The sequence below is a fragment of the Ruminococcus sp. genome (genome assembly GCF_017549005.1).
Classification (GTDB): domain Bacteria; phylum Bacillota; class Clostridia; order Oscillospirales; family Ruminococcaceae; genus Ruminococcus.
On record NZ_JAFYYT010000007.1, the window covers coordinates 46,960 to 61,446 of the forward strand.

General features: G+C 44.8%; 16 protein-coding genes and 1 riboswitch. Of the genes, 1 reads left to right on the forward strand and 15 read right to left on the reverse strand.

All coding sequences use genetic code 11. The features are described 5' to 3' along the window. Positions 1-5 precede the first annotated feature (5 nt). Positions 6-1,424 (reverse strand): D-alanyl-D-alanine carboxypeptidase, encoded by a 1,419-nt coding sequence (locus IKW96_RS03020; RefSeq protein WP_296570127.1) that lies wholly within the window; start codon positions 1,422-1,424, stop codon positions 6-8. A gap of 266 nt (positions 1,425-1,690) precedes the next feature. On the opposite strand from IKW96_RS03020, the gene IKW96_RS03025 reads away from it, so the two are divergent. Further along, positions 1,691-2,353: a metallophosphoesterase gene (locus IKW96_RS03025; protein ID WP_296570129.1), complete on the forward strand. Its 663-nt coding sequence runs from the start codon at positions 1,691-1,693 to the stop codon at positions 2,351-2,353. A 36-nt stretch (positions 2,354-2,389) separates the two neighbouring features. On the opposite strand, the gene IKW96_RS03030 is transcribed toward IKW96_RS03025, so the two are convergent. From IKW96_RS03030 to rsxC, 14 genes are all read right to left on the reverse strand, one after another. Further along, complete coding sequence (locus IKW96_RS03030; RefSeq protein ID WP_296570131.1) at positions 2,390-3,163, reverse strand: TatD family hydrolase; 774 nt, start codon at positions 3,161-3,163, stop codon at positions 2,390-2,392. 9 nt (positions 3,164-3,172) lie between these two features. Next, the gene (gene thiE / locus IKW96_RS03035) at positions 3,173-3,808 is read right to left on the reverse strand and encodes a thiamine phosphate synthase (RefSeq protein WP_296570133.1); all 636 of its coding nucleotides are present in this window, start codon (positions 3,806-3,808) and stop codon (positions 3,173-3,175) included. Positions 3,809-3,813: 5 nt separating this feature from the next. Further along, positions 3,814-4,407, reverse strand: a complete 594-nt coding sequence (locus IKW96_RS03040; protein WP_296570135.1) for a thiamine phosphate synthase — start codon at positions 4,405-4,407, stop codon at positions 3,814-3,816. Then, a complete protein-coding gene (thiH, locus tag IKW96_RS03045) occupies positions 4,400-5,653 on the reverse strand; it encodes a 2-iminoacetate synthase ThiH (protein WP_296570138.1) in 1,254 nt (417 codons plus the stop codon). The genes IKW96_RS03040 and thiH overlap by 8 nt, the downstream gene beginning before the upstream one ends. Before the next feature lie 84 nt (positions 5,654-5,737). Then, positions 5,738-6,508 carry a thiazole synthase gene (locus IKW96_RS03050; RefSeq protein WP_296570140.1) on the reverse strand — a complete coding sequence of 257 codons (771 nt, stop codon included), beginning with the start codon at positions 6,506-6,508 and terminating at the stop codon, positions 5,738-5,740. Positions 6,509-6,520: 12 nt separating this feature from the next. Continuing rightward, positions 6,521-7,159, reverse strand: a complete 639-nt coding sequence (thiF, locus tag IKW96_RS03055) for a sulfur carrier protein ThiS adenylyltransferase ThiF (RefSeq protein ID WP_296570142.1) — start codon at positions 7,157-7,159, stop codon at positions 6,521-6,523. A 1-nt stretch (position 7,160) separates the two neighbouring features. After that, positions 7,161-7,355: a sulfur carrier protein ThiS gene (gene thiS / locus IKW96_RS03060; RefSeq protein ID WP_296570145.1), complete on the reverse strand. Its 195-nt coding sequence runs from the start codon at positions 7,353-7,355 to the stop codon at positions 7,161-7,163. 58 nt (positions 7,356-7,413) lie between these two features. Further along, positions 7,414-7,520, reverse strand: a riboswitch (TPP riboswitch). A 53-nt stretch (positions 7,521-7,573) separates the two neighbouring features. After that, positions 7,574-9,484, reverse strand: coding sequence for a dockerin type I repeat-containing protein (locus IKW96_RS03065; protein ID WP_296570148.1), 1,911 nt, complete (start codon positions 9,482-9,484; stop codon positions 7,574-7,576). A gap of 182 nt (positions 9,485-9,666) precedes the next feature. Further along, the gene (locus tag IKW96_RS03070) at positions 9,667-10,464 is read right to left on the reverse strand and encodes an RnfABCDGE type electron transport complex subunit B (RefSeq protein ID WP_296570150.1); all 798 of its coding nucleotides are present in this window, start codon (positions 10,462-10,464) and stop codon (positions 9,667-9,669) included. A gap of 13 nt (positions 10,465-10,477) precedes the next feature. Next, positions 10,478-11,056, reverse strand: coding sequence for an RnfABCDGE type electron transport complex subunit A (locus tag IKW96_RS03075; RefSeq protein ID WP_296570153.1), 579 nt, complete (start codon positions 11,054-11,056; stop codon positions 10,478-10,480). Then, positions 11,053-11,727 (reverse strand): electron transport complex subunit RsxE, encoded by a 675-nt coding sequence (rsxE, locus tag IKW96_RS03080; protein WP_296570155.1) that lies wholly within the window; start codon positions 11,725-11,727, stop codon positions 11,053-11,055. Before rsxE ends, IKW96_RS03075 begins: the two co-directional genes overlap by 4 nt. Beyond that, a complete protein-coding gene (locus IKW96_RS03085; protein WP_296570158.1) occupies positions 11,720-12,247 on the reverse strand; it encodes an FMN-binding protein in 528 nt (175 codons plus the stop codon). The genes rsxE and IKW96_RS03085 overlap by 8 nt, the downstream gene beginning before the upstream one ends. Continuing rightward, positions 12,237-13,175: an RnfABCDGE type electron transport complex subunit D gene (locus IKW96_RS03090; protein ID WP_296570160.1), complete on the reverse strand. Its 939-nt coding sequence runs from the start codon at positions 13,173-13,175 to the stop codon at positions 12,237-12,239. Before IKW96_RS03090 ends, IKW96_RS03085 begins: the two co-directional genes overlap by 11 nt. A gap of 15 nt (positions 13,176-13,190) precedes the next feature. After that, positions 13,191-14,468, reverse strand: coding sequence for an electron transport complex subunit RsxC (rsxC, locus tag IKW96_RS03095; protein WP_296570163.1), 1,278 nt, complete (start codon positions 14,466-14,468; stop codon positions 13,191-13,193). Positions 14,469-14,487: the final 19 nt, after the last annotated feature.

Consider the following 14,487-nt stretch of genomic DNA (forward strand, 5'->3'; position numbering starts at 1 on the left):
ATTTTTTATTCTTCGTCCTCAGGTGGAAGTCCCCTTCTGCGCCTTGCCTTGTCATCGACCTTAGGTACAGCGTAGATCGGTTTCATCGGCTTTGATTTGCTCTTGAAAACTATATACGAATAAATGCATAGAATGATATAGATAGCGCAAAGAAGGAATGAAATAAGCAGAGCTTTATGGAACCACCGCGATTTCGTGAACATTTTCGCCGCATAGATATTATACTTCGATGTTGAACGCTCAACATTGTTTACGGCGACTATCTCAACAGTTCCCAGCTCTTCTCCCGAATATTCGAGAGTTACCGTACCAAGCGGCTGTCCTTTTGCCACGGGAGCCTGAAGCGTATTCTTATACCAGACCACCTTATCACGGCTTATAGTCGATATATCAACTCCGTCATACCATAAGAGTGTAAATTCCTCTTTCGGGCGAACGAGCACATAGTCGTTTCCCTCGGCAAGCTCAACAGGAAGCTCACCTACCTCAGCAGTATCAGCAAGTATAACCTGATAGGAAAAATGGTTGAATGCCCATTTGAACAGCGTCATAGCGTCGGTAATATGATAAAAGGTAATTTCTCCGCGCTCATCGTTCAAAGGCGACTTCAAAAGCACAGAAAGATACTTGTTTCCGTCACGGCTTGCCATAATAACGCTGTTTCTGCCTGCGACCTCAAGATTTGCCGTCTTTATTCCCTTCGCACCGCTGAAATTATAGTCGCCGTCAGGTTCCATCATTACATTTGAATGAGTCCAGTACCACTCTTCCTGATCGGGGTGGTTCTTAGCATTCGGGATAGACGGGGTGTATGTGTAGGTAGTAGCTATTTTCTCAAATCCAGGAACTCCAAGCGCGTATACCGTAAGCTTTGCAAGATCATCTGCCGTGGTATACTGCTCCTTGTCGTAAACTCCTGTGGCATTTGTGAAATTAGTGTCCATAAGTCCGAGTTCGGCAGCTTTCTCATTCATCATTTCAACAAATTTTGAAGCGCTCTTGTCACCGATCGTATAAGCGATAGTTTCCGCAGCTTCGTATGAAGAAGTAAGCATCATGGCATAGAGCAGATCGTTGATCGAAAGTACGTCGCCGTCCACAATGAATCCGGTCCTCAGATCCTCGGGATACTGGGTATTGTAAAGGTAATCATATACTTCTTCATCTATAGTTACCTGCTGGGAAAGATTCTTGCAGTTTTCAAGACAGACTACAGCCGTCATAATATTTACCAGCGGTCCCGGAGCCTGTCTCCTGTCCGAATTTTTCTGATGAATGACCGTATTTGTATCAAGATTTAGCAATACTGCCGATTCGCTCATTATACTTGTATTAAGCGGAAAATTTACAGCTTCTGCTCTGAATGTACCAAGAAAAGGAAGCGCAATTATCAGCGCTGAAAGCAATGACAATACTCTTTTCATTATAACTCCTTTATTGCAAGCGGTCTTGCCGCGTTGATCTCATATTCCGATAAAAAATGGAAGTAAAATAATCCATACCATATTATTATAGCAGACTTTTTATAATTTTAAAAGGGGTTTCTAAAAAATTTTATTTTTTAAAATTTTTCATCTGTACTTTACCTTTTTTGAAAAATATGATAAAATAAAAAAGTAGACAAAAAATGCAGCACAGAAAAAAACAGCTGCTACAAAAAGAACAAAAGAACAGAACGGAGGTTTTTAATGTGATCTTTGTTACAGGAGATATGCACGGCGACATCACACGCTTTAAAAGCCCTGGAATGAAAAAGCTCTCCTACGGTGACACCTTGATCGTTGCCGGTGACTTCGGCTTTATCTGGAACAATTCAAAGGAAGAAAAAGCCAATCTGAAGAAGCTTGCGGAAAAAAATTTCAGGATTGCTTTTGTTGACGGCTGCCATGAAAACTTCGATATTCTCGAGAAGTATCCTATCGAGACCTGGAACGGCGGGAAAATTCGAAAGATCGAGAAAAATATCTTTCACCTGATGCGCGGACAGGTCTATACCATTGAAAAGAAGAAAATATTCACATTCGGCGGCGGTCACAGTCAGGACAAGGATTTCAGAGAAAACACTGACTGGTGGGAGCGCGAACAGCCGGATCATCAGGAAATACTGGAAGGTATAGCCAATCTCAAGGCAAACAGGTATGATATCGACTATATCATCACTCATGAGCCTCCTGCGTCGCTAAAGGACTGCCTCGGGGTCGATGTTCTCCAGAGGATTGAATTGCACGCCTTTTTTGAGGAAATGATAAAGGTTTGCAGATACAGAAAGTGGTTTTTCGGTAAATGCCACATCGATAAGCACATCCCCCTCAGCTTTTATGCTGTTTTCAACAGCATTATCCCTTTAAAATAAATATAAGCTGCATGATCATAGTTCCATGCAGCTTTTTTATATTCCGAAAAAACGTTCGGTATTCTCTTTTACTGCCGCTGTGAGTTCAGCTTCGTCCACACGCATATTCCTTGCAAGCTCAGCTGCAACATATTTTATGTTCTGAGGCACATTAGTGCGGTCAAGTCCCTTGATATTGCGAGGAGTAAGGTAGGGTGCATCAGTCTCTATCATAACACGGTCCAAAGGTATCAGCTTAACGGCTTCACGAAGCGCTCCGCCTCGCCTCTCGTCGCATATCCAGCCTGTGATTCCTATATAAAAGCCCATATCAAGATACTTTTTCAGAGTTTCCTTGTCGCCTGTAAAGCAATGAACTACCGAACGGCTGCATATGTCGCTGTGCTTCTTAAAACGTGCGATAAAATCATCAGCAGCATCCCTTTCGTGAAGAAACAGCGGCTTCCCGAGTTCTTCCGCTATTTTTATGTGATGTTCAAAGCAGCGTATCTGATTTTCACGTGCAGAAAACATCCTGTCGTAATCAAGTCCGCACTCTCCCACCGCAGCTATCTTATCATTGACAAGTATTATCTCGCGTATGCGCTGAAAATCCTCAGCCTTTGCACTGTCGGCGCTGTGCGGGTGAATTCCGCAGGTGCCGAAGCAATTGTGGTCTTTTACAAATCTGTTCACGCTTTCGCTGCTTTTCATGTCTGAACCTGTGAGGATACAGCCAATATTTTCAGCTAATGCGTCATTTATAATTTTTTCGGGCTCCCTGAACTGTTTACAGAACAGATTCAGCCCGATATCGTAGTATTTTATCATAACATCTCCTTATATAGTTTCCAAAGCAGCCCCACGAATCTCATTGGCTGCTTTTTTTATGTCATTTGCTCCGAAAACAGCAGATACTACAGCGATACCGCTGTGTCCGCAGCCTTTTATCTCCTTTACATTTTCTGCTGTGATCCCGCCGATAGCTACAGCAGGGATATTTACACAGCTGCATATCTCCCTGAGTTCCTGCGGAGTTATCCTTACAGCGTTTGTTTTTGTGGGAGACGGAAAAACTGCTCCGACTCCGAGATAATCTGCTCCCGAACTCTCTGCAAGCTTTGCCTGTTCCACTGTTTTCGCTGTAGCTCCGATTATGAAATTCTTTCCTGCGATACGCCTTATCTCGGCAACAGGAGCATCTTCGATCCCCACATGGACACCGTCGGCTCCGCATTTCAGTGCAGCTTCATAATCATCGTTGATTATAAGCGGTACATTGTATTTATGGCATATTTTAAGCAGCTTTTCGGCTTCACGGAGGAGCTCGTCCTCCCCGATATTTTTCTCACGGAGCTGAACTGTTCCAACACCGCCGAGTATAGCCTGTTCCACAGCTTCTTCAAGGCTCATGCCACGGAGACAGCCTCTGTCGGTAACTCCATAGAGCAAAAGATCCTTCTTTTCTATTTTCATTTTTATCACTTCCTGTCAAATTCGCTTATAAATGCCGACGGATCGTTACAGCGCATAAAACCGCTCATCACGCAGGCTCCTGCCGCACCGCATTCGCGGACAGAGCCTATATTATCGGGCGAGATACCGCCTATGGCATAGACAGGTATATCAACGCTGCCGCAGACATCACGAAAAAAATCAAGTCCCCTCGGCGCAAGCCCTTTCTTGCAGTCGGTTGCAAAAACATGACCTGCCGTTATATAAGACGCCCCCAGCTTCTGCGCTTCCATTGCGTCCTCAGCGGAATGGCAGGATACACCGATACGACGGAAACAGCTTTTATCAGATTCAGTAAGGGTGCGGAAAATGTGGAGAGGCAGATGAACGCTGTCAGCTCCGAGAGCAATTGCAGCTTTCCAGTAATTATGCAATATGAGATCTGCCTTATTTCTGCATATTCTTACAGCTTTTTCAGCCAAAGCGGCATATTTTTCCTCATTTAAATCCTTTTCGCGAAGGATAATGAATTCCGGCTCCGCCTCTGCTATACGCTCAAGCTGTTCTAAAAAATCGGTACGGCACAGCTTTCTCGCCGTCACACACACTATATCAGACATAAAGATAATCATTCAGCACGGGCTGAAGTCCTTCAGCTGACATATCCTTGTACATCTTGTCAAAGCTGCGGCTGTCGTTTATCTCAAACTGCTCGTCACCCTCTGCGGTTTCATTTTCTTTTCCTGTATACTTACTTTCGTGGTCGCCGATACCTGTTGAAACTCCTGCTGATATCTTTGTAGCAGCAATTTTTACGATGCCGTTACGGAAACTCTCACTCTCACGGGAAGAAACTGTTATTCCGCAGAAAGGCAGGAATATCCTGTAGGCACACAGCACCTGACAGAGCTGCTTTTCATGAACATCGAGCGGATTTATCTCCTCATTATTGATTATGGGACGAAGTCTCGGACAGGAAAGCGATATCTCAGCCTGCGGATACTTCCTCTGCAGGTAGTAAACGTGGAGCGCACTTGCAAGGGCGTCACGTCTGAAATCAGAAAGTCCGAGAAGAGCTGAACAGGCAATTCCTCTCATGCCGCCCATGAGAGCTCTTTCCTGTGCTTCAAAGCGATACGGGAAAACTCTCTTGTGTCCGAGAAGATGAAGCTGTTCATAACGGTCGCTGTTGTATGTCTCCTGGAATACTGTAACATAGTCAACTCCGCATTCGTGAAGATACCTGTACTCATCGGTATTAAGAGGATAGACCTCTATTCCTACCATACGGAAGTACTTGCGGGCAAGCTTGCAGGCTTCGCCGATATACTCAACACTGCTCTGTGCGCGACTTTCGCCTGTGAGAATGAGTATCTCTTCCATGCCGCTGTCTGCGATAACTTTCATTTCATGCTCTATCTGCTCCATATTCAACTTCATGCGCCTGATGTCATTATAGCAGTTGAATCCGCAGTAAACACAGTAGTTCTCGCAGTAATTCGCTATATACAGAGGTGTGAACAGGTAAACAGTGTTGCCGAAGTGCTTCTGGGTCTCAAGTCTTGCCTTTTCTGCCATTTTTTCAAGGAATGGCTCTGCGGCAGGAGAAAGAAGTGCCTTGAAGTCCTCAACGGAGCAGTTTTCATGGGAAAGCGCTGCCCTGACGTCGGCAACTGTGTACTGAGAATAATCGTAATTCTTCATCTCAGTAAGGACCTTGTCCATAATATCAGACTTTATACGCTCCATGCCCTCCATGTACTCCATATGATCTGTACGCGAGGACGGATCAGTCTCAAGCTCATGTTTCTTTTTCAGAGCAGCCTCGGAGAGCTTGTCCGAATCCACAAAATAATGATTTTCCATTAAATTACCTTCTTCTTTTCTTACTTCTTCCTTTAACTTATCAAAAACAGCAATATTATCGCTGATACTCCTTTGTCCGCATTATCAGTCGCGGAGGAATCCGGTAAGAGTATCCGACGGAGAAGCACCTCTTGTAAGAACTCTTCCAAGTCCTGATAAATAAGCTTTCCTTCCTGCCTCTATAGCCTGTCTGAAAGCTTCTGCCATTACAGGCAGATCACCTGCAGTTGCAAGAGCTGTATTGGACATAACAGCAGCAGCTCCCATTTCCATAGCTTCACAAGCCTGAGATGGTCTTCCTATGCCTGCGTCTACGATTATAGGCAGATCTATCTCGTCGATGAGTATCTGTATGAAATCCCTTGTGGCAAGTCCCTTGTTTGAACCGATAGGCGAAGCAAGCGGCATAACCGAAGCTGCACCGGCGTTAACAAGGTCACGGGCAGTGTTCAGATCTGGATACATATAAGGCATTACTACAAAGCCTTCCTTTGCAAGTATCTCTGTTGCTCTTACAGTCTCCTGATTATCAGGGAGAAGGTACTTTGTATCACGCATGATCTCTATCTTAACGAAATCTCCGCAGCCGAGCTCACGGGCAAGCCTTGCTATACGTACTGCTTCGTCAGCGTTTCTTGCTCCCGAAGTATTTGGAAGAAGCGTGACCCCTTTGGGGATATAGTCAAGGATATTCTCATGCTCCTTTGAATTCGTTCTTCTGACTGCAAGGGTGATTATCTCAGCTCCTGCGTACTTCACAGCTGCTTCGATAAGGCTGAGGGAATACTTCCCCGAACCGAGAATAAAACGTGAAGAGAACTCGTGTCCTCCTATAACAAGCTTATCATCTTTCATTGTTATTACTCCTTATATTTCATATTCGCCTGCAATTATCCTTATTACGGCATGAGCCTGATGAGCGGCGCATATAAGCACACGCGACGAAACAAGTCCCATACCGTCGGCGATATCGCTTACTCCGTCGCCGCAGAGATAAAAGCGCTTAGTGATGCGCTTTGTCTTTATCATATTCGAGGGCGCAAGTCCTGCCATTCCCGAGCCTGCCACAAGGTACTTTTCGGGCATATTCTCAAGGACAAAATTCACAAGCATAGCTTTCTGGTCCGCCTTGTCGAAGGCTTCCACAATAATGTCCTCGTCCGACAAAATATCCTGCATATTTTCCTCGGAAAGCTTTATATCGTCCTTTTTTATCTCACAATACGGAGCAATCCGCTTCAAAGTATCAGAAAGGGCTTCTGTTTTCGGCTGCCCAAGCTGTTCGGGAAAATACTGCTGACGATTGAGGTTTGAGATATCAACTCTGTCAAAATCGATTATGTGCATCTTCCATACCCCTGCCCTTGCAAGAGCTATTGCTATATTTGAGCCAAGTCCGCCGAGTCCGCATACCGCGACTGAGGCTCTGCTAAGCTTTGCCTGCAGTTCCGCGCCGTGTCTTTCGGCAAGTGCCGCATACATCTCTTCCCTGGAGGGAATACTCATATCAGCCGCCTCCTACGAAACGAACGACCTCTACGCTGTCGCCGTCCTTGAGGATAGTTTCATCATATTTTGCCTTCGGAACTATCTCCTCATTGAGCTCCACAGCCACTCTCTGACCGCTTATACCCATTTCGGACAATACCTCCGAAACGCTTTTTCCGTTTTTATCAAGCATTTCGCCGTTTATCTTGACCATTCCGCTCACTCCCTTTAAATAATACAGGGAACCGCCGAACGCAGTTCCCTGAATGTATCTTTTTACATAACAGACTCCCTACGCTGGCATTACCCAAATCAGGTCAAAGGGTCGAAGGTAACGCCTTCCTCTCAGCCTGTCACACAAGCTCCCCTGTTACACTTTCTACATTATAGCACCTTGTGCTGAAAAAATCAAGTGTTTTTTATACTTTGATATTATTCATATTCATAATAATCAATAAGTTCCGGATCAAAGTGGTTTTCTTCAAGAAAAGCCTCTATTTTCTGACGAGTCTCCTTGTCTGACTCAGAATATTTCACGAAAACAGTCTTTTCCTTTTCGTTTTTTGCTTCATCAACATAGTACATGGTTGCAGGAATATTATTTTCAAGAATATAATAGAATAGCTTTTTACTTATTTCATTTACCTCTGAATCATCATCAAGATAATAAGGTATGGATTTTATGACAGAATCATCGATATCATTTTTCTGAACAAAACCCGTAAAACGCAGCACATCGTCGGTATTGTAGCCTTTAGTACTCAGGAATATGTAGCGGTCAAGCAGTGATTCAGGCATTTGTGACGCAGGAACTACTGAAAAGCACATATTATTCTCGGTAAAGAAATCCGAAATCTTTTTCCTTATGCTTTCAAGAGAAGATATTGTTTCGTCCAAGCCGAGAAGCTTCATCTGTATTGCCTGAGCGTCGCCAACAGTCAGTCCGTCACCGTCCACATCGGCATTCAGAATACCAAGTCCTGTAAGATAACGCGGATGTGAACCATTTCTACCGTACTTGTTAGGATTTGCGAGAGCCTGCATGATAAGGACTGCGTCTGCCATATCCACCTGTCCATCAAGGTTCGCGTCGCCCTTTACTATTTCGGCAGTTTCAGAGAGCACAGCAACCTTTTGTATGTTGCTGAACTCACCCGGAAATGTCTGACAAATACCACCTCTGTAGGTGACCTCAAGCTTCATGCCCACAGCTGGTGTGATATTGCTGTCAAGCATATTAACAGGCAGGGTGAGAACATCTCCACGACCTCTGGCACCCATTACCAGCAAGCTCCTGCCAGTTTCCAAAACTGTGACTGTCATGGTATAATCGGAGGTCATGATAAGGGAACCATTTATAGAATCCCTGAGCAAATCTACCTCATAATCACCGTCGCGTGAAAGTATAACGTAATCGGGCTTTCTTCTGTCAGCCACACCGCATATCTCAAGAGCATATCCGTCCCCGAACTCAAACCGCCAGATATTCTGACCCGAGCCAATGTCTCTGCCTTTATAATCCTCAAAGTCCGACCATGTAAGGTCATCGCCTTTTTTAGCAAGCTCCTTAACATCATCAAGTGTCATATCATTTGTGCCTTGCAGGGCAGCAGAATCAACCGGAATTTCTGTAGATGATACATTTTCATTTTCATCGTAAATATACGGACGCGTATTTCCATAAAACGCAAATTGATCTTCGATTGTACCAAAATAATTTATGCCATAAGGATTATCTGAATAATAATCACCTCTTACCAAATCATAGGAGTATTCAAGTCTTACGTATTTCTCAAAATCAGTAATAACGTCCATTGGAACATCGACCCTGTATTCATGCAGCTGCCGCTTATATTCCGGGAAAGGCTCATACAATCCGTCATATACTGTCAGCTTCCAGTCCTTCGGATAGCCAAAAGCATCAGCTGTGATATCAGCACTCATTTCTTTATATCTGTCAACATAAAAAACAAGATAAGGTGATGCTTTTCCGTTTATAAACTGCTTATACGCATAATACCTTGGTTCCTCGAAAATATCATTTGCAAAAGTATCAGGAATAATATTAGCATCAGAAAGATCGAATTTTGTAATATCAGAGGATTTAAGGTAGTTTTCAAGCTTTATCTCGTCCGAAACTTCATTGTTTCCGAACATATAACAAGCATAATCCTTACCTTTCTGCTTTTCTGCAAGCTCTAAAAACTCATCATCAGTCATTTCAATCAATTCGTTATAAGTATATGTTTTGGCTTTGTTTTCCTCTGCACAGACGCCCGAGCTGCAAATAAGCGAAACTGTACATACCGTTGACGCAATAAATGATATTATTCTCCTTTTCATAAAAAGCACTCCTTTGCTAAATGATATATTTTTTCCCTTCTATATCTATTAAACCAGAGTTCGTCAACTTCATAATATCATATACGCAGCATGAAATCAATACCGAAAAAAAATACACATTATTCAAACATGATTTAACAATAAAAAGCAGCCTGTAAATACAGACTGCTTCGACAAACATATTATTCAGTGCTATCGCACCTGTGAATGACCTTTGAAGGACAGGCTTCCATGCATATACCGCAGTTGGTACATAAGCTGTAATTTATGGAAGCGTGGAAATTATTGACGATTATCGCCTCGTTAGGACACTTTTTCTCGCATATCTTACAGCCTATACAGCCGTTTTTGCATACAAGCTTGGTCGCCTTTCCGTTATCTCCCGAGGAGCACATAACGTCCATTCTCTTTGCAACAGGCTTTATAGCAATAAGCTGATTGGGACATACTGCCGCGCACTGTCCGCAGGCTCCGCATAAAGCAGGGTCGACCTTTGCAACGCCGTTTACTATTTTGATAGCGTCATGCTCGCACTCCCTTACGCAGTCGCCAAGTCCGATACAGCCGTACTTGCACATACCGTTTCCGCCGTAAAAGCGCTTTACTGCCCTGCATGACTGCAATCCGTCAAAAATGAAAGCTTTATCGGTAGCTTCACAGTCTCCGCTGCAGTGTACTACCGCCGTCATGGGAATTACCTCCGCAGCAGCTGTTCCCAGTATAGCCGCTATCTTGCCTGCCGCGTCTGCACCGCCAGGGCGGCACAGATTTGTAGCCGCACCCTTTTGTATTATAGCAGCCGCATAGTCCGCACAGCCTGCAAATCCACAGGCACCGCAGTTTGCCTGCGGAAGGGACTCGCTTATCTTTTCGATCCTTTCATCGACCTTTACATAAAAGACCTTCGCCGCAACGGTAAGAAGTACGCCTGCAAGTATTCCGCAGCCTCCGAGGATAAGGGCAGGAATCAAATAAGTCATTATCCCCACCTCCTCAGTTGAACAGTCCCGAGAAGCCCATAAAGCTTACGGAAACTATTGAAGCGGCAATGAGAGTTGCGGGAACTCCCTTGAATGTCTCGGGAATGTCTGCATACTCCAGCTTTTTGCGGACTCCCGAAAAAATAACGAGAGCAAGCATGAAACCGAGTCCTGCGCCAAGAGCGTTTATAACGGACTGGCCAAAACTGTATCCGTTGTCGATATTGAGGACAGTAACGCCAAGCACTGCACAGTTTGTTGTTATGAGCGGAAGATAAACTCCCAGCGACTTATAAAGCGCAGGGACGCATTTTTTGAGGAAATTCTCAACAAGCTGTACAAACAGCGCTATTACAAGTATAAATACAACCGTATCGAAGTATTCGAGATGATTGGGAACAAGTATTCCGTGATGTATCGGATATGTTACCATAGTCGCGCATATCATGACAAAGGTAACTGCTATTCCCATTCCCGAAGCGCTGTCAAGCTTTTTTGATACTCCAAGGAAGGGGCATATTCCCATAAACTTTGAAAGTACGAAATTGTCGGTCAGCATTGCCGAAAACATTATAACAAGTATAGTTTTCATTTGCACTCACCAGCCTTTCCGCAGGCTTCCGCATTCGGACAGCCCTTACAGCCGATCTCCCTCGGTGGCTTTTTGTTTGTCAGCTTATTTACAACTGCGATTATAACTCCGAGAGTGAAAAATCCGCCTGCAGGCATTATAAACAGCAGCATAGGATTATCGCTGAGAACAGGAAGAGTTATTCCCATCCATTTTCCCGAGCCGATTATCTCGCGCACAGAGCCCATGAGGAAGAGAGCAAGCGTAAAACCGATTCCCATTCCTACAGCGTCAAAAGCAGATGCAATAACTCCGTTTTTGCTGGCAAACATTTCAGCTCTGCCGAAAATAATGCAGTTAACAGTGATAAGAGTAAGATAAATACCGAGGCTGTCATAAAGACTCGGAACAAAGCCCTCAAGGAGAAAACCGATGAGAGTAACGAAGCTTGCGATAATAACAATGAATGCAGGGATACGTACTTTATCGGGTATCACCTTTCTCAGCGCAGAAATAACGATATTCGAGCCGAGAAGAACGAATGTAGTGGCAAGTCCCATACCTATTCCGTTGAGCGCCTGAGTTGTTACAGCAAGAGTAGGACACATTCCGAGAAGCATTACAAGAGTAGGATTCTCCTTGATGACGCCCTTTGTCAGTTCCTTTACAAGAGATGTTTTATTTTCAGCCACCGAGGATCGCCTCCTTGTTTTCAGTGTAAGCATTAAGAGCAGTATCAACTGCACGTTTCATTCCCTTTGAAGAGAATGTTGCTCCGCTTATAGCGTCAAATTCCTTCTGAGGATGTTTAAGTCCGTAGAACTGTTCACGGAAGCCTGCCTCGTCGCGGACCTTTGATCCGAGACCAGGTGTTTCACCGAGCGAAACGAACTCGATCCCCGAAACAGCTCCGTTTTCGTCGATGCCTACGAGGATATTTATTCCGTCCTTTGCATAGCCGTCGGTGCAGACCTGTATAACTGTCTTTTTGTCGGGAGTGACTGCTATTGTCTCGATATCCTCAAGCTTGCACTTCAGCGATACTATCCTGCTTTCAGTCTTGCCGAACAGAGACTCAACACAGGTATTGAACTTATCCGCTTTCTGTTCATCAATCCTGTCCTTTGTAAGCTCATAAGCAAATGTAAGCAGCAATGATGCAATAATACAAATGACTGCGAGGACAATAGTTGGTTTTATTTTAGCCTTCATTCTTCGCAGCCTCCTTTGCACCGAGCACTTTTGTCCTTGTAAGCTGCTCTATATAAGGAGTCAGCACATTCATAAGGAGTATCGAGAAAGACACGCCCTCAGGATATGTACCGAAACGCCTGATAACAAAGGTAATTATTCCGCAGCCGAGACCAAATACGATCTTTCCCTTTGTTGTTATGGGAGTTGTTGCGTAATCAGTCGCCATAAAGAATGCGCCGAGGAAAAGTCCGCCTGCAAGTATCTGATATACAGGATCCTCTCCTCCGAGCCAGCTGAGCAGGAAGACACTTCCGATAAACGATACCGGAGCTGCAAGAGAGATTATTCTTCTGAACGCAAGATAAAGTCCGCCTATAAGCAGTCCGGCAGCACATACCTCGCCGAGACAGCCTCCCGTCTTTCCTATGAAAAGGTCAAGATACGACGGCAGCGAATCGCCGCTCTTTGCAAGAACAAGCGGAGTTGCCGAAGAAACGGCGTCATAATCATACTCCAGCGGCTTTATCCAGTGAGACATTGTCGGAAAACTAACCATAAGCACAATACGCGCAGTAATGGCAGGATTGGCAAAATTCTGTCCAATTCCGCCGAAAAGCTGCTTTACAACAACTATCGCCACAAAAGAACCTATGACGCCCATCCAGTACGGAGCTGTAACGGGAAGATTCATGGCGAGCAAAAGACCTGTGACAACTGCTGACAGGTCGCCGATGGTATTCGAACGCTTCATCAGTAAGCGGCAGAAGTATTCAAAGAATATACAGCTTCCGATACAGACAGCTGTAAGCGGTATAACTCTCATGCCGAAGAAGTACACAGCAGCTCCCCATGCAGGAAGCAGAGCTATTATAACATTCAGCATAATCGTAGAAGTCTTGGTGTAATTTTCATCGTGGGGGGACGGTGAAACGATAAGTTTATCCATTAACGGTCATTCTCCTTACTTTCTGGGGATAAGAGCCTTTGCAAGCTGATTTGTCTCCGCAAGCTTTCTGTTTGCGGGACATACATAGGTACAGCTTCCGCAGTTCATACAAAGCATGACCTTAAGCTTTTTAAGCTCTTCAATATCCTTGATCTTATAAGCTCTGTCGATATCGGCAGGCATAAGACCGAGAGGACATACTCTGACGCAGCGTCCACAGCGAATACAGCCTGACGTCTGACGCTCGTCATAATGATCAAAAGCAAGAAGGGCATTGGAGGTTTTAACAACAGGCATATCAATATCGGGAACACTCATTCCCATCATAGGACCGCCTGCAATGAGCTTGATTACCGACCCAACGTCAGCCTTGCAAAACTCAAGTATTTCTCTGAATGAAGTTCCGATAACCGCACTGACGTTCTGCGGCTCTCTGACAGCATTTCCGTCTACTGTGAGCCTGCGCGTAACAAGGGGCATTCCCGTCTGCATATAACGGTAAAGGAAGGCAACTGTGGAAACATTCATTACGATAACGCCAACATCGGCAGGAAGGCTGCCCTCGTTGACGATCCTTCCGGTGGAATTGTAGATGATCACCTTTTCAGCTCCCTGGGGATATGCCGACGGAAGTGTGATTATGTCTATGCTGTCATCATTATCAGCCATTTCTGTGAAGTTCTTTATTGCCTCAGGCTTATTCGACTCGATCGCAAGCTTTGCAGTCTTTATACCGAGCTGAGATTTCACCATATTGATACCGTTTATGATATCCTGAGGATTTTCCATCATTTCGCGGTAATCCGCAGTAATATACGGCTCGCACTCGGCGGCATTGATTATCAGCGTGTCTATCTCATTTTTGGGGTTAAGCTTTATATGAGTCGGGAAGCCTGCACCGCCAAGTCCGCAGGCGCCGCTCTCCCTGACAGCCTTAATGAAGCTTTCCTTATCGGTAACAACAGGCGGCTTTACATCATCTGAGACAGTCTGCAAACCGTCACATTCTATCTCAACCATTTTACAGACGACGCCCATTGCATTGCGGTAGTCCGTTATAGCTTTCACCTTTCCGGAAACGCCCGAATGCACAGGAGCGCTGAAAGCGGCATCGGTATCGCCTATCTTCTGTCCTACTCTGACCTCGTCACCAGCTTTTACAAGCGGCTGACAAGGAGCTCCCATAGTCATCGACATAGGGATACGGACAGTTTCAGGAACAGGGAATTGAACTGTTGCGCTGTTTTCCGTGTTTTTACGGTGCTTCAGCTTTATTCCGTTCAGTTTTTTCATATAGATCTCCTTGATAAGC